This is a genomic window from Paenibacillus faecis, from assembly GCF_008084145.1.
Classification (GTDB): domain Bacteria; phylum Bacillota; class Bacilli; order Paenibacillales; family Paenibacillaceae; genus Fontibacillus; species Fontibacillus faecis.
Window position 1 is genome coordinate 711,964 of record NZ_VSDO01000001.1, and the last position, 15,899, is coordinate 727,862.

The 15,899-nt window shown below is 51.8% G+C and carries 12 protein-coding genes; 3 read left to right on the forward strand and 9 right to left on the reverse strand.

Annotated features, from left to right (window positions below; genetic code table 11):
* Window positions 1-91: 91 nt before the first annotated feature.
* Entirely contained in the window at window positions 92-643 is a 552-nt protein-coding gene (locus FRY98_RS03255) for a PadR family transcriptional regulator (protein ID WP_148450303.1), read from the reverse strand.
* Between the two features lie 220 nt (window positions 644-863).
* Here FRY98_RS03255 and FRY98_RS03260 point away from each other — a divergent pair, with 220 nt between their 5' ends.
* Complete coding sequence (locus FRY98_RS03260; RefSeq protein WP_148450304.1) at window positions 864-2,084, forward strand: cytochrome P450; 1,221 nt, start codon at window positions 864-866, stop codon at window positions 2,082-2,084.
* Between the two features lie 95 nt (window positions 2,085-2,179).
* On the opposite strand, the gene FRY98_RS03265 is transcribed toward FRY98_RS03260, so the two are convergent.
* A complete protein-coding gene (locus tag FRY98_RS03265; protein ID WP_148450305.1) occupies window positions 2,180-3,382 on the reverse strand; it encodes a macrolide family glycosyltransferase in 1,203 nt (400 codons plus the stop codon).
* Between the two features lie 369 nt (window positions 3,383-3,751).
* On the opposite strand from FRY98_RS03265, the gene FRY98_RS03270 reads away from it, so the two are divergent.
* The gene (locus FRY98_RS03270; RefSeq protein WP_148450306.1) at window positions 3,752-4,519 is read left to right on the forward strand and encodes a hypothetical protein; all 768 of its coding nucleotides are present in this window, start codon (window positions 3,752-3,754) and stop codon (window positions 4,517-4,519) included.
* Window positions 4,520-4,579: 60 nt separating this feature from the next.
* Here FRY98_RS03270 and FRY98_RS03275 read toward each other — a convergent pair whose 3' ends face one another.
* The 7 genes from FRY98_RS03275 to FRY98_RS03305 form a co-directional block, all read right to left on the reverse strand.
* The gene (locus FRY98_RS03275; protein WP_148450307.1) at window positions 4,580-5,320 is read right to left on the reverse strand and encodes a 5'-methylthioadenosine/adenosylhomocysteine nucleosidase; all 741 of its coding nucleotides are present in this window, start codon (window positions 5,318-5,320) and stop codon (window positions 4,580-4,582) included.
* Window positions 5,321-5,329: 9 nt separating this feature from the next.
* Window positions 5,330-6,181, reverse strand: a complete 852-nt coding sequence (locus FRY98_RS03280; RefSeq protein WP_148450308.1) for a MetQ/NlpA family ABC transporter substrate-binding protein — start codon at window positions 6,179-6,181, stop codon at window positions 5,330-5,332.
* A gap of 39 nt (window positions 6,182-6,220) precedes the next feature.
* Entirely contained in the window at window positions 6,221-6,991 is a 771-nt protein-coding gene (locus tag FRY98_RS03285; RefSeq protein ID WP_148450309.1) for an SDR family NAD(P)-dependent oxidoreductase, read from the reverse strand.
* Window positions 6,992-6,996: 5 nt separating this feature from the next.
* A complete protein-coding gene (locus tag FRY98_RS03290; RefSeq protein WP_148450310.1) occupies window positions 6,997-7,458 on the reverse strand; it encodes an S-ribosylhomocysteine lyase in 462 nt (153 codons plus the stop codon).
* 99 nt (window positions 7,459-7,557) lie between these two features.
* Window positions 7,558-8,238 carry a methionine ABC transporter permease gene (locus tag FRY98_RS03295; protein WP_148450311.1) on the reverse strand — a complete coding sequence of 227 codons (681 nt, stop codon included), beginning with the start codon at window positions 8,236-8,238 and terminating at the stop codon, window positions 7,558-7,560.
* Complete coding sequence (locus FRY98_RS03300) at window positions 8,235-9,302, reverse strand: methionine ABC transporter ATP-binding protein (protein WP_148450312.1); 1,068 nt, start codon at window positions 9,300-9,302, stop codon at window positions 8,235-8,237. The genes FRY98_RS03295 and FRY98_RS03300 overlap by 4 nt, the downstream gene beginning before the upstream one ends.
* A 480-nt stretch (window positions 9,303-9,782) precedes the next feature.
* On the reverse strand, window positions 9,783-10,340 hold the full coding sequence (locus FRY98_RS03305; RefSeq protein ID WP_148450313.1) for a dihydrofolate reductase family protein: 558 nt from the start codon (window positions 10,338-10,340) through the stop codon (window positions 9,783-9,785).
* Between the two features lie 736 nt (window positions 10,341-11,076).
* Between FRY98_RS03305 and FRY98_RS03310 the strand changes: the two genes are divergently transcribed.
* Window positions 11,077-15,819, forward strand: a complete 4,743-nt coding sequence (locus FRY98_RS03310; RefSeq protein ID WP_148450314.1) for an Ig-like domain-containing protein — start codon at window positions 11,077-11,079, stop codon at window positions 15,817-15,819.
* The last annotated feature ends 80 nt before the right edge of the window (window positions 15,820-15,899 follow it).

Here is a 15,899-nt window from a genome sequence, read left to right on the forward strand (position 1 = left end):
TCCAACTTGTAACTTTTGAGAATAGGGATCAAAGGAGGGGGAATGGTATGATCATGAAGAAATATCCTTTGCGAAAAAGCTGCAAGAAAGTCTATACGAAGCGATCGGTATCGGAATTTGAAAGCGGGGCCGGCGCCTGGAATTCAAGAATCCATTGCTTCACCCAGGCCAATTCGTGTTCGGTTTGCGCTTTTTTGAAACGAATGACCTCCGCCGTGAATCCATTTTGAGAATGGAGCAGATCGAATCGGCGGTTTCGCTCCATCTCCTCTTCCAACACGCTCAGCCGTTTGCGTAAAATATCGAGCCGCAACTCGGGCTCCAGGCGGTCGAACAAGGCGACGCGAACCAGAAACTCCATCTGGTTGGCCGCCGCTTTCCTCGGAAAATCCCGGACGAGTTCGTCGAATATCTCTTCTCCCGTCTCCGTTAGCAGATAGACGTGCCGGTCAGGCTTACCGTCCGCTTTCTCGACCTCTTTCGTCATCGCTCCCATTTCCTGAAAACGCCGCAATGCGGGGTACAGCAAATTGTTATTGATCTCGAACGATTCCCCGAGCGCCTCTTGCACGTTCTTTTTGATTTCATAGCCGTGCTTGGGCCCTGTCAAAAGCTGCCCCAATATCAAGATATCCGCATACATCTAAATCACCTTCGTGCTATAGTCTAGTGAAAAAACGATATAAATTTTCTAGTATTTGTATTTTATGTTATAATATTTTCATATGTTAAATTAACATAGGTTATTTTAACATATGAAATGAACATGCACAATCGTCGCCACACTGTTTAGCAAAGGGGGGGTTCGGTCCGAGACGTTCCTTTTAGAAATTCAAATTCAATTAAATATGGGAGGGAATCTGATGAATGCTAGCCGCCAAGTGATCATACTGGACGAAATTTCCAAACTCGCGACAAAACAAGAGCAATGGGAACCATTTTCCTGGTACAAGGAAATGAGAGAAAATACCCCCGTTTATTACGATGCCGAGCAGGATGTTTGGAATGTGTTTTCGTACGACCATGTTAAACGCGTGCTGTTCGACCACGAACTGTTCTCCAACAAAAAAGAACGAAGTCTGATTCCGGTTCCCCGCCAAATGGATAGCCGGAGCAATGTCAACCTTGTCGATCCGCCGGAGCATCGCAAACGGCGCGCTCTTCTCGCCCAAGCATTTACTCCTCGCAGCCTCAAAGATTGGGAGCCCCGCATCCAGGAAATCGTCGATGAACTGATCACGGACATGGAGAGAGCTCCAGTCGTCGATATTGTGCAAAAGCTGGCGATTCCATTGCCGGTTACCGTCATTGCGGATCTGCTCGGGGTCCCTTCCCGGGATCGCAACCGGATCAAAGCGTGGTCGGACATTCTTTTCCTCCCTTATAATTTGGAAGCTTATGACGACATCGAAGAGCAAAAAGGCCTGGCGATGAAGGAGTTCGCCGAGTATTTATATCCTATCGTCCTGGAGAAACGGAAGCACCCGGCGGACGACATCATCTCCGATCTGACTAAGGCCGAACTGGAGGGTGAACAGCTGACGGATGAAGAGGTGGTTATGTCGGCCATCGGGCTGCTCGGAGCGGGCAACGAAACGACGACCACGCTAATCTCCAACATGTTCTATTGCATGCTGTTCGATCAACCGGGCGTTTATCAAGAGCTGAGGGCCGATTTGACTTTAGTCCCCAAGCTGGTTGAGGAAGTACTTCGCTTTCGCTTTGGGGCGACGATCGATCGGAAGGTGGCCCGGGATACCGACGTTTTCGGTCCCGAAATGAAAGCGGGGCAAGTCGTTGTAGCCTGGATCGGCGCCGCCAATCGGGACGAGTCGCATTTCGCCCGTGCGGACGCATTCGATATCCATCGTCCCGGCAATCAACAGCATTTGACCTTCGGAGCCGGCCCCCATTTCTGCTTGGGCGCCCCGCTTGCCCGATTGGAAGCGAATATGGCCTTGGCCTCGTTTGTGAAACGGTTCGCCGATATCCGTAAGGTAGACGGTTTAAATCTTAACGATCATTTGACCGCTTCGGCCACGGGCCAGTCCTTGAAGAGTCTTCCCGTGGGACTGAGCCTTTAAGTAAACGCTATTGATATTAGAAAAAGGACGCTCCCCTTTTCGCTTGGGCAGCGTCCTTCCCGTGAAATCGTCTTGCCGTACCTATCTCCCCTTGATCATTCAGTTATGCCAAGGCTTCGTTTATACGCAAAGATCTCTTCGACAGCTTGCCGATAGCCGCCCGCGTCCCGGAAGGAATCGCCGATTTCCCCGCATGCCATACGGATGGACGGATCGCCCAGCACCCGTTCCGCGGCCTCTCGGAGTTCCCCCGCGGTTAGGCCCTCTTGTTTTAACTGGATACCTGCGCCGAGTTCGGCCACACGCCGGGCTATGACAGGCTGGTCGGCGCTTTGGGGCAACACGATCAGCGGCACGCCATAGTACAGGCCTTCGCTGGTGCTGTTCATGCCGCCATGAGTGATGAACAATTTAGCGCGCTGCAGCACCTCAAGCTGCGGTACGTAGCCCGCCACGGTAAAATTCGCCGGAATGTCCCCCAATTCCTCAATCCGGGTTCGGCTGCCGACGGATAAAATAACGGTGTACTTTGTATCGGCGAACGCCGCAAAACAAAGTTTGTAAAAATCCGCCGCCTGGTTGAAAACCGTGCCGAGCGATATATAAATCAGGTGTTCCGTGTCCACATACGGGAACGCAAATGAATCGTTGGAACGCGGCACGACAGACGGCCCCACAAACTTATACGTCTCGTCGAAGTTTTCCCCCTCGGGTTGGAAGCGCCTCGTCGTGTAGACGATGGTCATTGGCGCAGGATTGCAAAAAACTTCATAGGCGGCGTTTACTTGCACACGGTATTTTGCTTGCACCTCACTGACCAGTTGCCGGTATTCCCGCTCGGCTTGTTCATTCACAACTGCCGGAAAATGGCGCGACAGGCTCTCCTGCAAACGGTCAAAGCCGCTTTGTCCCATGACAAAACTCGTGCATGAGTTGATCGCCGGCAAGCCGAGAATTTGCGCAAGCAAACGCCCGCAGCCGAACATCGAGTCATGGATGAGGTAATCGAACCGCCCACCTTCGGTTTGCTCCAGGACGTTGGGAATGACGATATCGGCGGTGCGTAACAGCCCGCCCACTCGCGCCCAAGGCGTTCTTCCTCCCGCAAGGAACGCTTCCAGAAACTTCCCGACATCGAACGTTATCACTTGTGCGCCCGCCCGTTCCACACGATCGCGATAGGGTTCGGCAACGAAGTATACCACCTCTTCACCGCGGCGGACAAGTTCTTGCACCACTCCAAGAGTCGGATTGATGTGACCCTCGGAACCTCCGTTAATAAATAGAACGCGAGCCATAGCCATCCCCTTTCATAGTTCTTCTATTCGTCTTTCCCGCCGGGCAGCTTCAATGTGACGCATATTTTAAAATTCACAAAAGACCACTCCAAACGTCTATGATACTTTTATAGACGCATGAACCTAAGAAAAGTTCATATTGAGGCATTTAAGTTAAAAATATGGAAGAATATGCCGATAACATTTATATGGTCACGTATTTTTTTATGGAGTTGTACGAGGAGGTATAACATGAAAATCGAAAGTAATGTTATCTCATCGCTGCCAAGAATCGACATTCAAAATCGGGGTAACAATCAAGTGAAAATGGAGTCGGGTCCGGCCCTTCCGGGACACGACAGCGTGGAAATCAGCGAGGCGGCCAGACGGTTGGCCGAAGGGATTACGGATCGTGAGTTGCCTGTCGGCGCGGTAAAGCACCATTCGATAAGACCGTTTTTTACCGCCGAAATGGATTCTTCCATAGAGCGATTGCTCAGCGGAAAATCGCCTGAAGTGGAAGAAGCCGTAAATTACTTAATCAGCTCAAACTTTGTTCCGGACGGCTCGGTTTCGGATGAAAGCGAACGGGCGGCGCTGCTTGAGAGCGGGCTGGCCCAGGCGAAATTTATTGCCGACAACTATATGACAGAGAGCGAAGCGGCTGAATTTCTAGCCACCATGGATAAGATCGCGGCGTATGCCAAAACGAGAAAGGTCGATCCCGATACCGGTGAAGCGAGCTATATCGATATCCCCCGCAAACCTGAAGGCGCACCCGATGATTATGTCAATATCGACTCTTTGATGAAAAAATATGATCCGGAATCCGCCAATAAAATCGCCGAGATTTTCAAAGACGCGGCGAATGGCGATAGCGGCGAGGACTTTGCGAAAATTCTGCTGGAATTTAACCAAAAGCTGGCGAAAAACCCGCAATGGTCGAGCAGCTACCGCGCTGAAAGCGACAATGTGAATGCGGTATTGAACAACACGAAAATCGACAATCGATTTGCAGGCCCGGACACCTCAAGCATGGCCGCGTTCTTGGAAGATATGAACAGCAAGTTCCACAATACCTCCTTTGAGAACAAAAATTTCTTAACAAGGAATATAGAATATTTCGCACTTATCCTTGATGGCACATTTAAAGTTTAAACCTAGCGAACCCCGTCTTCTTGTGAGGACGGGGTTCGCTCAAAACCAGGTAATGAAGGTTCAGGAAAAGCCGGTGTAAGAGGGCGTTGCTTTTTCACCAATGAAGCTGCTAACCAGCAGGTCCGTAAAGTGTGCGGCATGAACGGCAACGGCGTCCAAATTATCGTCGAAGCTGTCAGCCGTTACACCGCCATGTCCGGCGATATCCGATACCGCTTTTACGGCCAATACCGGTATTCCATATTGCGCAGCGGCCTGCACGATGCCCAGCCCTTCCATATCCGATACCTTGACGGCGGGGAAGGTTGATTTGACCCTTTCTACCCGCTCCGGTTCACTCATGAATGAGTCCAGGGTCAATACTAATCCGAAATCAAGAGAATAGGGGAGTTCTGCCGCTGCCGCTACTCTCCTCGCCTGATCCAGCAAAGCTGCATCCAAATCGTATCTGGCCGGCATTTGCGGAACCTGTCCGGGTTCATACCCGAAGCAAGTAGCATCGACATCCCCATAAATGTACTGCGTTGCCACAACGACATTACCTACGCTCAATCCCGCGCCAAATGCGCCGGCCGATCCGGAATTCAGGATCAGATCCGGCTGATGCCGTTCGATCAACAGCGTGGTTGCGACGGCTGCGTTGACCTTGCCGATGCCGCTTTCTACAAGGATGACGGGTTGGCCCCGGTACACAGCCTCCTCAATGATAACCTTGCCTACTTGGGTCCTGGCCGTAATTTGCGCCTGATTGCGAAAAGGAGCCATCTCCTCCTCCATCGCCGTAATTATAGCAATTCGCATGGAGCCTCTCTATTCTTGCAGATAAGAGATCGGCTTATCTACGGGCACCTTGGTGCCGCCGAACTCCTGCTCGATATATTTTTGCGTATCCTCGTTGTGATACAACTCACCTAATTTTAAAATGCCTGGATCATTCTGCTTCTCGGAAGTGGTCGCCAGCACATTGATGCTATTCTTCGTATCTACGGAGACTTCCTCATGGAACAAAGAGTCCTTCAGGACATTTAATCCGCCCTCCATAGCGATCGTGTTGCCGATCAGTACCAGATCGACGTCCTGAATCACCCGCGGGCCGGTCGTATCGTCGATCAGCTTGAACTTCAGATTTTTAGGATTATCGACAATATCGTTAACCGTACCCGTCCCCAAATTAAAATCATCCTTCAGTTTGATCAGACCGGCAGTCTGCAACAGGCTTAAGCCTCTGGCCGTATTGGCCGGGTTGTCCGCCAGGGCGACGAGGGCGCCGTCCGGAACCTCCTTAATATCCTTGATCTTCTGCGAATAGATGCCCATCGGCTCCAGATAGGTGGTCGCCGTTGCTACCAGATTGGCATTGCTTTCTTTATTATAGTTGACGAGATAAGCCCAGGATTGGAAAGCATTCACATCGACTTCGCCTTCCTTGGTAGCGTTATTCAACTCCACGCCGCCATTGATCTCCTTGACTTCAATATTAAGCTTGGCATCCTTGGCCGCCTGTGATTGCGCGATATGCTTCCAAATCTGAGCATCGGAGCCCTGCGAACCGATGACAATCTTCTGGCCGTCGCCCGAAGACTTGCCGCCGCAGCCCGCGGTCGCCAGTATCAATACCAATCCGAGTGCTATTCCGCCCCATAGTTTACCTTTATTACTCATATGATCCTCTCCCCTTTTGATCTGGATGCCGTTTTTCTCTTAATGCATGGTCATACCGCCGGTTACATTGATGGCTTGGCCTGTCATATACGAAGATAACGGACTGGCCAAAAACAGAGCGACGTTGGCCACATCCCTGACCTCGGCCGTTCTGCCCAGCGGAATTTGGGAGCAGTCCTCCGCATAGATCTCCTCGGCCGTCATGCCGCGGATTAATCCGCCTTCGACGCGCTCCCGATGCTTCATCGGCGTCTCCACAATGCCCGGACATATCGCATTGACGAGTATGTTATGCCGTGCCAGTTCAATCGCCATCACCTTGGTCAGTCCAAGCACCGCATGCTTCGATGCGCAATAGCCGCCCATCGCCCGATAGCCGTTCTTGCCGGCCTGTGAAGCCATTTGGATGATTCTGCCCGGCTTTCCGGCATCGACCATCGCTTTCGCAAATATTTTAGATACCAGGTATAACCCCGTAGAATTAATGGAGAATACCTTCTCCCAATCCTCCAGCTTGCTGTCAATCACGTAATCCATCGTGGAAATGCCGGCGCAATTCACGACGATGTCCGGAATTCCTGCCTGTTCCAACACTATATTTGACCAGCGATAGATATCCTCCGATCGGGACAAATCCAGTCTGGATTCGAACAACCGCCCGTTAATTTCTTTAAAATCCCCTTCATGAGCGAGATCGGCAGAGACGACCCTGGCCCCACTCTGCAGTAGAATTTGCACGATGCCTTGTCCGATGCCTGAATTACCCCCGGTTACAACCGCCGTTTGATGCGATAAATCCAAAGTAATCATAGCTATTACAATACTCTTTCAAATGGATCTCTGCTAATTCCGGCTTGCAAGACAATCCTCGCGTATTCCTGAGCAGAGAACAGGGAATGATCCTTGTAATTGCCGCATTCCAGCGCGGAGACAGCCGGAACCTCGGTTGTTTCCAGCACCCGCTTCAGCGTTCTTTCCAGTGCGGACGCGATCTCTTCGGGATCGTGCTCATTCCAGAGAATCAGATAATATCCGGTTCTGCATCCCATCGGAGAAATATCGATGATGCCTTGAATCTCGTCTCTCATATAGGTAGCGAGCAGATGCTCAAGAGTATGAAGTGCCGCCGTCGGAATCGCGTCTTTATTCGGCTGCAGGAAGCGAAGATCATATTTTTGCACAGTGCTGCCCTTTTCATCATGCTCAAGCCCTGCCGCTCTGACGTAAGGAGCCTTTACGATCGTGTGGTCCAATTGAAAACTTTCTACTTTTGCCATTGTTCTTCAGTCCTTTTTGTAGTGTTGTATGTTTAACCAGTACCCGCCGCCCAGAGGCTGGAGACGGTATACTGCACAAACCGTGGTCATACCCCGATGTCAATGCGTCGTCTTCTTGGTGAAATAATCGCCGATGAATTGGCACACGAACACCAGAATCAAGATCAGAATCGTAGCCACAAGCGTGATATCCGTCTGGAACCGGTTGTACCCCTTATTGATAGCCAGGCTGCCCAGGCCCCCCGAGCCGATGGCCCCAGCCATGGTGGTCAGTCCGATCAGGTTAATGATCGTCACCGAGGAAGCCCGGATAATCGCAGACAAGCCTTCTTTCAGATATACGCGGAAAATAATCTCAATCGGTCCCGACCCCATAGACTGAGCCGCTTCAATGATCCCGGAATCGACTTCCACCAGCGCATTTTGAATCTGCCGGGCATAGAAAGGAACGATGCCGATGACAAGGGGCACGATCGCCGCATTCATACCGATCGATGTGCCTGTGATAAGTCGGGTAAGCGGCACGACAACAGCGATAAGAATGATGAATGGAATGGATCGGAACAGGTTAATGAATTTCTCCAACACACTATAGACCAGCCTGTTCTCCAGAATGCCTCCCTTATCCACCACAACGAGGGTGACGCCAAACAAGATCCCGAATAACACGGAAAATAACGAGGTAACGACCACCATATAGATCGTCTCGTAGGTGCTTAGCAGGATGTCCTCCCTTAAATCCCAGATGTTAGGGAAATATTTCGTAAAAAACTCACTCATGCCGGATCACCCACCTTTTGATTCTGAAAAAGTCGGGAATTGATAACTTCAACGTCTACCCGAGCCGACTGCAAGTATCGCAAAGCTCCCTCCAGATCACCGGGAGTGCCGGACATCACTACGATCAGATTGCCGATCGGGGTCTGCTGTAAAATCTCCACATTCGCGAATAAAATATTCGTCTTCACTCGGTAACGGGCAGTCAGCTCGGAAATAACCGGTTCACTGGTACTGTCGCCGATATAGGAGATCTTGCACAGCATATCGTTATCCTTCAGATGAAGGAGTGAAGGATGCGACGTAAGCTTGTCCAGCGTCTGCTCGATATGCGTAGCCGTATTGATGAAATCACGGGTCAACGTATTTTGCGGACGGCTAAAGATCGAGACGATATCGCCCTGCTCGACAATCCGCCCGGCTTCCATAACGGCAACCTTATTACAGATCTCTTTCACAACCTGCATTTCATGCGTAATAATGACAATCGTCAGCCCCAGCGTCCGATTCAATTTCTTCAGCAATTCCAGTATGGATAGCGTCGTCTTCGGGTCCAGGGCACTGGTCGCTTCATCGCACAGCAATATTTCCGGATCATTCGCCAGCGCTCTGGCTATAGCTACCCTTTGCTTCTGACCGCCCGACAATTGCGAAGGATAAGCATCCAGTTTATCCGACAAGCTTACCAGCTCCAGCAATTGTTTAACCTTCAGGTCCCTTTCGCGCTTGGAGAGCTTGGAACTCTTCAAGGGAAAATCCACATTGTCATAGATTGTTCTCGAGTTCATCAAGTGAAAATGCTGAAAGATCATTCCGATCCGCTTTCTGGCCAAGCGCAGCTCCTTGGGCTGCAAGGCCAGCAAATCCTGCCCATTGACTACTACACTCCCCGCCGAAGGCCGCTGCAGCAGATTAATCACACGGACTAGCGTGCTCTTCCCCGCCCCACTGTAGCCGACAATGCCGTATACGTCTCCCGCGTCAACCTGCAGACTGACATCCTGGACGGCTGTAACCGATTGTGACCCATTTTCAAAGGTAACTTGAATATTGGATAAAGTAATCATGATGTCCAACCCTTTCTAGACTTCTGTGAACTAAGCCAGCTCCGGAAAATATATTTCTGTCATTTTACATCAGTTTACTCGGAATTACTACAACAATTTTTTAGGAAAACTCTACCAAACCGCTATGCCACGCATATTTCCAGATGCAAAAAGCCCTTGAACTTCCATGGAAGGAAATTCCAGGGCTCGTAAAACCCTATCGAGTGCTGGTCGGCGGCCACATTTAGACATACCGCGCGTCGCTATCGATCGGCAACCTATGAGAACACCGCCCAATCCAGATACCTGTCACAGACGATCATCGTCGCGACGAACAAAACAACTTTTCGGTCATCAAGATGATGGCGTCGTAACGGAGGGCGCTTAGGGGGCATAAAGCAATCAATGCGGTCGTTCCGGTAAGTTCAGCCGCATGATAAATCGTCTCTCCATTGGATGGCAAATCGCAATTGCAGCCCGATCCGCAAAATTGTGATTCTATTATTTGTGGTAATGCAGACTGACCACACCATTCTTATACGTTTTGGAGCGGCTTAACCGAAGAGCCTGCTGCTTATCAGCAGAAGCAAACAAACGCTCGCCTTCAGAAGCGATCACGGGATGGACAAACAGCCACAACCTGTCATATAGATCTTGCTGAATAAAGGATTGCCATGTCCGTACTCCGCTTTCTACCGAAATGTGATTTACCTGGCTTTTCAGAGCAGCCAGTTCCCGAGTGAGCGTCTCTTCGTCCTTGACCACAATGGCTCGCGAATTTTGCCAAATTAAATCCACTTCTGAATGGGAAATCACCACCTTTGGGATCTCATTCATATGCTTCGCAATGGCCCGTTCCAACGAATTCGATGAATTCTCCGCCTGCTTCCAATGCTCAGCAAGGGAAGCGTATGAATTTCTTCCCACGATGATCGTATCTACCGTATTGTAGTACGCCAAATAATCTTCGAAAATTTCTTCGTTCAACATCATCCAACGGAACTCATCGGATATGATCCCGTCCAGGGATAACTGCATGGTAAGAATAACGTTCCCCATCCTGTATTCAACTCCCGATTTGTGAATTATTATGAAGCAAACCTACCCTCTGTCACCCATTTGCTTCTGAATGGTCTTCATGCGGTTGATCTACACGGTAGCATAGCATGTGTGCGCTATGGCCAACCGTCAGATACGTAGTCCTCATACTCACTCTCCTTGAATACTATTTTTAATGATTCCGAGATATAGACGAATCGGCAGATCAAAAATCATCGGTTTATCAAAAATTCGTTTTCGCATTGGTTGGCGAAGTCCAGGGTTAAGTCCGAACCCGTCACTTGGGACACCACACTGAATAATGATTTACTTGCATGTCAAGCTGCGAAAGACGCCTTCAATTGGAGTGTTTTCACAGACTGGGAAGTAATGGCTTCCCCGAGTCGGGCCGACGCATGGCTTGCTTTGCACAAAGCTCCTGGAGATGGGGGATTACGATCTGCTCAACCGTCTCCGGTGAATAGAGTACCGGTCGAAGCAATGCGAGAATCGTTAAGCCTTCGATGACCATAACCATTCTAAACGTTTCGAGTTTAATGTCTATCGACGAGTAAAGAAGTTCCGCGTTAGCCAGAAGATCGAGACGGCTTTAATCAGGTTGTGAAGTCCGTCCGTGAGCTCAATATTGAAAATCGTTAACCAGGGTCAAAAATTGATAATATTCCGGTGCCCCCCCTTCCTTTATAATGTGCGTGTATTCAAAGGATTCCATTAATAATAGAAGGAGGAGGATGGAATGAGCTATCGAAAGCTGAGGAGAAAGACCGCCTTATTGCTGGCAATCTCAATGTTTTTTTCAATCATCGTATTTCCGGGAGACAGATCGGAGGCCGCCCGGACAGTCGAAAAAAAAGGAGGGAATTTATTTGCAAACGGCAGTTTCGAAGATAAGGACGAAAGCGGGAATGCCGAGAATTGGACAACGATACGCTATAGCGGCAGCGTTAGGGTCAGCGTCTCCGATTCGGTCTATAAAGATGGATCGCACGCCTATCAACTGACCGGCATGAACGTGACGGACAGAGCCTCAATCAGGCAAATTGTCCAAATGGAAAATGAAACTGCCGGCAAAACGTTTAAGCTGCAATTTTGGGTAAAAAGCGATAACCTCCTTGACAACGGAAAGGCATACGTACGATATCAGTTCCTGAACTCTGAAGGACAAAAGATCGGCGCCGTCAACTATTCGGACATGACGTACGGAGCGACGGACTGGACGTTCATGGAGAAAGCATTCAACATCCCCGACGGAACCGCAGCGATTAATTTCGAAGCCTTTTTGGATACGACGACAGGCACTGTCTGGTTTGACGATCTTCAGCTCTATGAAGCGTTTCCCGGCACCGCTCCGAGCGGCAATCTGCTGAAGAACGGCGGTTTCGAGAAGCATACGGTCTCGAACGATTGGGTGAACGGCGTCGGTCCGGCGGACACAACGATTTGGAAAGCGAACGGAACGCCGGTGTTTGCTATCGATCGCGAGGTTGTACACAACGGGTCAGCGGCGGTGCGGATTGAAGGGACTCCGCCCAACGTGAGCCGGGGCGCCGTCGTACAGCAAATCGATACGATGAAAATCGGCACGCCTTACTTGATCAGCGGTTGGTACAAGACGAAGGATGTCTCCAATACGTTCCTCATTCGCTTACAATACAAACGCAATGCCGGAAATGGTTCGGTAAGCGTAAACATTCCGATCGTGAATGGCGTGAGCGGTACAAACGAGTGGACGTACTTCAGCAAGCCAGTCACGCTTCCGGCTAACACGGATCAGCCTGCCGCTCCGGTCGTAAAAATGGAGGCTTTCCTGGAGAATTCGACGGGAACGGTTTGGTTTGACGATTTTTCCATCGCGGAGCACGTCCCCTTGACGGACTTTTCGTTAAATCCTTCGATTCTGGAGATCGGTATCGGAGAAGAGACGCAGGCGGAGGCGGCGTTCAGCCCGGAAAACGCGACAAACCGGGAGCTCGTTTGGAGCTCCTCCAATACTGTCGTGGCTTCCGTCTATCGGGATGGCCGGGTTTACGGACATGCTCCCGGTTATTCGGTGATCTCCGCCATGTCGCCGGAGACGAAACAGATCCGAAGCGCGGTTGTTTCCGTCGGTATGGATCCCCCGGTTTCGTTGTCCGTACAGCCTTACTCCGGAACGGTGACCGAAAACGGCGTATTGACGGGTACGCTGCCGGCAAGCGATGCCGCGAACGCGCCGATTGCATTCGCAAAAGCGACGGAGCCGAAGTATGGCAAGGCAACGGTTGAACCGGAAGGCACGTTCAAGTACTACCCGGACCGCAATTTCTCCGGAACGGACGAATTCGTCTTCAGGGCCCGGACGGCTGAGGAAGGGCCTGCGTTCGCCGTGGCCTCCATTCGCGTTGAGCCACTTAAGAAACCGCCCCTTCTTGATATGCTGTGGTATTGGACGGATAAAGACGAGCCGCTCTCCGGTATGCTCGGAAATGTCGCCGCTCCCGCCGGGGAAGCCGTGACATGGTCCGAATCCGGAGCGGAAACCCGCGGTGATTTGACCGTTCAGCCGGACGGCAGTTTCACATATACTCCCGCACCGGGTTTTGTCGGCTTCGATACCCTGGAAGTGACGGCAACGGCTTCCGGCGGGCTAACATCGACGGGCAAGGCAAAAGTGTTCGTCGTGCCGGAACGAGCCGACTTCATCAAGCAAATGGCGGACAACGGATTTTCCGCTCAGCATCCGCGTCTGCTCGCCACGGCGGAAGACTTTGAATATACCCGCAGCCTGATCGGACAGGACCGGTATGTTTCCGAATGGTTCGACAAACTGAAACGGGAAACCGATCCGCTCCTCGAACAGGAGCCGTATATGTATCTTGAAAATGGCGGGAATAACGGGAATATCCGGGATTTGCTGCTTCGAGCGTCACTCATGTACCGCTTGACCGGAGAGGAAAAATATGCCCATAGGGCGATTGAGGAGCTCGAGTCCGCAGCGCAGTTCCCGGATTGGGGCGGACGCCACAACAACATGCTGTCGCTCACGTACGTAACGCTAGCATCGGCGATCGCCTACGACTGGCTGTACGAGGCGATGACGCCGGAGCAACGCAAAACGGTCGAGGATGCGATGACGACGCATGCGTTCAGCCACGCGCTGGCCTGGTACCGCGGCGAGTTCACCCATAACGGGGAGTATAACAATATCAACCTCGTCGACAACGGCAGCTTCGGAACGGCGGCGCTCGCCTTCCTGAACGAAGGAGAAGAAATCAGCGCCCAGGCGACCGAGGTGCTGCAAGGAGCGTACCGCAAACTCCAACAGTCGCTCCGGTTCTTCACCGAAGACGGGTCGTGGCCCGAAGGAGTCCCGTACTGGCAATTCGGCACAGAGCCGCTCTTTCATATGATGGCGGCGATGGAGAAATCGCTCGGCACCGATTACGGGTTATCCGAGCTGGAGGGGATCGCGCAAACGGGCAATTATCCGCTTTATTTATACGGACCCGGCGGCATGTTCAACTTTCACGATGCGGGAAACCCGCTAGCTTATCCGCAATCACTGTGGATAGCCGCTCGTTACGGCAATCCCGGATTCGCCTGGTTTGTCGGCGATATGTACCGCCGCTACGGCGCTTATTCGCCGTATTACCTGTTGTATTATCGGCCAGGCATGCTGGACACGCAACCGTCGGAGCTTGACCGGACGTTTACCCAAATCGAGGCCATAACCGCGCGGAGCGGCTGGGACGATCCGAACGGTGCGTATGCGGCAATGCACGGTTTCAACGAAACACTGCACAGTCACATCGATCTGGATTCCGGCACGTTCGTGTTCGACGCGCTTGGCGAAAGATGGGCGATCGATCTGGGGCTCGAAAACTACAACCTTCCGGGGTACTGGGATTACAGAGAAGGGCAACGCTGGACCTATTACCGCAAAGGCGCTCAAGGACAGAACGTCATGGTGATCAATCCTTCCAGCAATCCGGTCCTGATGCAAGATTACGATGCCCCGGCACTGCTTGCGGACAGTCAATCGAAACCGCGCGGCGCGTACGGCATCCTCGATCTGACGGAACGTTATCCGCTCGACGCCGTGTCTTACAAGCGCGGCATGATGCTGACCGGACCGCAGCGAGACCAGCTTATCCTGCAGGACGAGCTGGAGTTGAAATCGCCGTCCGAGTTGTACTGGTTCATGCATACGAACGCTTCAATTACGATCGGCGATGACGGGCAATCCGCGATATTGACCCAACATGACAAGAAGCTGTACGTGAAGCTGCTGAAGGCTCCCGCCGAGGCGATGTTCCTGGCGATGAACGCCGAGCCCCTTCCCGGAACGCCCAATCCGCCGGGACAAACGATCAATCACGGCATTCGCAAACTGGCCGTGCATATGAAAAACGCGGAGCAAAGCCATTTGTCCATCTGGATGGTGCCTTTGCGGGAGGAAGATCCTCTTCCCCAATCGGCGCCGGCGTTTACACCGCTCAGCGATTGGTCGATTCCGGACGGCGAACTGCCGGATAAGCCGGAATTGCCGACGCTGAGTTCCATTAACGTGAACGGTGTTTCGCTCCCGGGTTTTACCCCGTCCAAAACATATTACGAATATGTTATCCCGTTTAACGAAACGGCGGTGCCGCAAGTAGAGGCGACATCCGAGTTCGAAATGACGATCAGCGATACGCCTACTCTTCCGGGAAAAAAACTGATTTATGTCACCGACCCCGCGAATCCGAAGAGCAAAAACCGGTACACCGTATCCTTTGTTCGCGGTCCGATCGTCGGCAATCCGCCGGAAATCAACCGTTTGGCGGCCGCAAGCGTTACGGCCAGCGCATCACCGCAAGCGGACATGGGCTACACGCCGGACAAAACGTTGGACGGAGACCCGGACACCCGTTGGACATCCGAAGGCCATCAGTGGATTCAATACGATCTCGGTGAGCCGCGTGAGGTTGGGGCCGTATCGATCGCTTTTTTCAGCGGAGATACCCGGCAGGCGTTTTTTGACATCGCTACTTCATTGGACGGAGAAAACTGGAAGGTGGTGTTTCCCGATGGTGTTAGTTCGGGGTATACGGCAGAACCCGAGGTGTTCCATTTTACGGGCACGCCGGCCCGGTATGTGCGGATCAACGGATTCGGAAATTCGGCGAGCCGATGGAACAACTACACGGAAGTTGGCCTGTTCCGTCCGGTCCCTGTCTCCTTAAGCACTGATCTTCCTGTGGTTTGGAAGCCGGGAGAGCAGCATCCGGCGAAGGCGTGGCGCAACTTTGCCGACGGGCGGAAAGTGGCCGCGGCGGATGTTATTTTCGCCAGCAGCGATTCTACGGTCTTAGAAATCAAGGCCGACGGGCGTATTCAAGGCAAAAAGCCGGGGACTGTCCAACTGACGGTAACGGACCGGGAATACGGTTTTACCCGCAAGTACACCTTGGAGGTCAAGACGCCAAATCATATTTCGGGGGCTATCCCGAAAAAGTAGGTTGACTCATCCGGCGAACAATCCGAGGAACAGCAAGGTAGGATCGAAATCCAGGTGAAAAGCGAAAAAACGGCGGTGTT

Excerpts from the sequence above, each read along its gene's own strand:
- FRY98_RS03295 (WP_148450311.1), bottom strand. The coding sequence starts at position 8,238 with ATGAGTGAGTTTTTTACGAAATATTTCCCTAACATCTGGGATTTAAGG.
- FRY98_RS03265 (WP_148450305.1), bottom strand. The coding sequence starts at position 3,382 with ATGGCTCGCGTTCTATTTATTAACGGAGGTTCCGAGGGTCACATCAAT.
- FRY98_RS03290 (WP_148450310.1), bottom strand. The coding sequence starts at position 7,458 with ATGGCAAAAGTAGAAAGTTTTCAATTGGACCACACGATCGTAAAGGCT.
- FRY98_RS03300 (WP_148450312.1), bottom strand. The coding sequence starts at position 9,302 with ATGATTACTTTATCCAATATTCAAGTTACCTTTGAAAATGGGTCACAA.
- FRY98_RS03275 (WP_148450307.1), bottom strand. The coding sequence starts at position 5,320 with ATGCGAATTGCTATAATTACGGCGATGGAGGAGGAGATGGCTCCTTTT.
- FRY98_RS03280 (WP_148450308.1), bottom strand. The coding sequence starts at position 6,181 with ATGAGTAATAAAGGTAAACTATGGGGCGGAATAGCACTCGGATTGGTA.
- FRY98_RS03255 (WP_148450303.1), bottom strand. The coding sequence starts at position 643 with ATGTATGCGGATATCTTGATATTGGGGCAGCTTTTGACAGGGCCCAAG.
- FRY98_RS03310 (WP_148450314.1), top strand. The coding sequence starts at position 11,077 with ATGAGCTATCGAAAGCTGAGGAGAAAGACCGCCTTATTGCTGGCAATC.
- FRY98_RS03260 (WP_148450304.1), top strand. The coding sequence starts at position 864 with ATGAATGCTAGCCGCCAAGTGATCATACTGGACGAAATTTCCAAACTC.
- FRY98_RS03305 (WP_148450313.1), bottom strand. The coding sequence starts at position 10,340 with ATGGGGAACGTTATTCTTACCATGCAGTTATCCCTGGACGGGATCATA.
- FRY98_RS03285 (WP_148450309.1), bottom strand. The coding sequence starts at position 6,991 with ATGATTACTTTGGATTTATCGCATCAAACGGCGGTTGTAACCGGGGGT.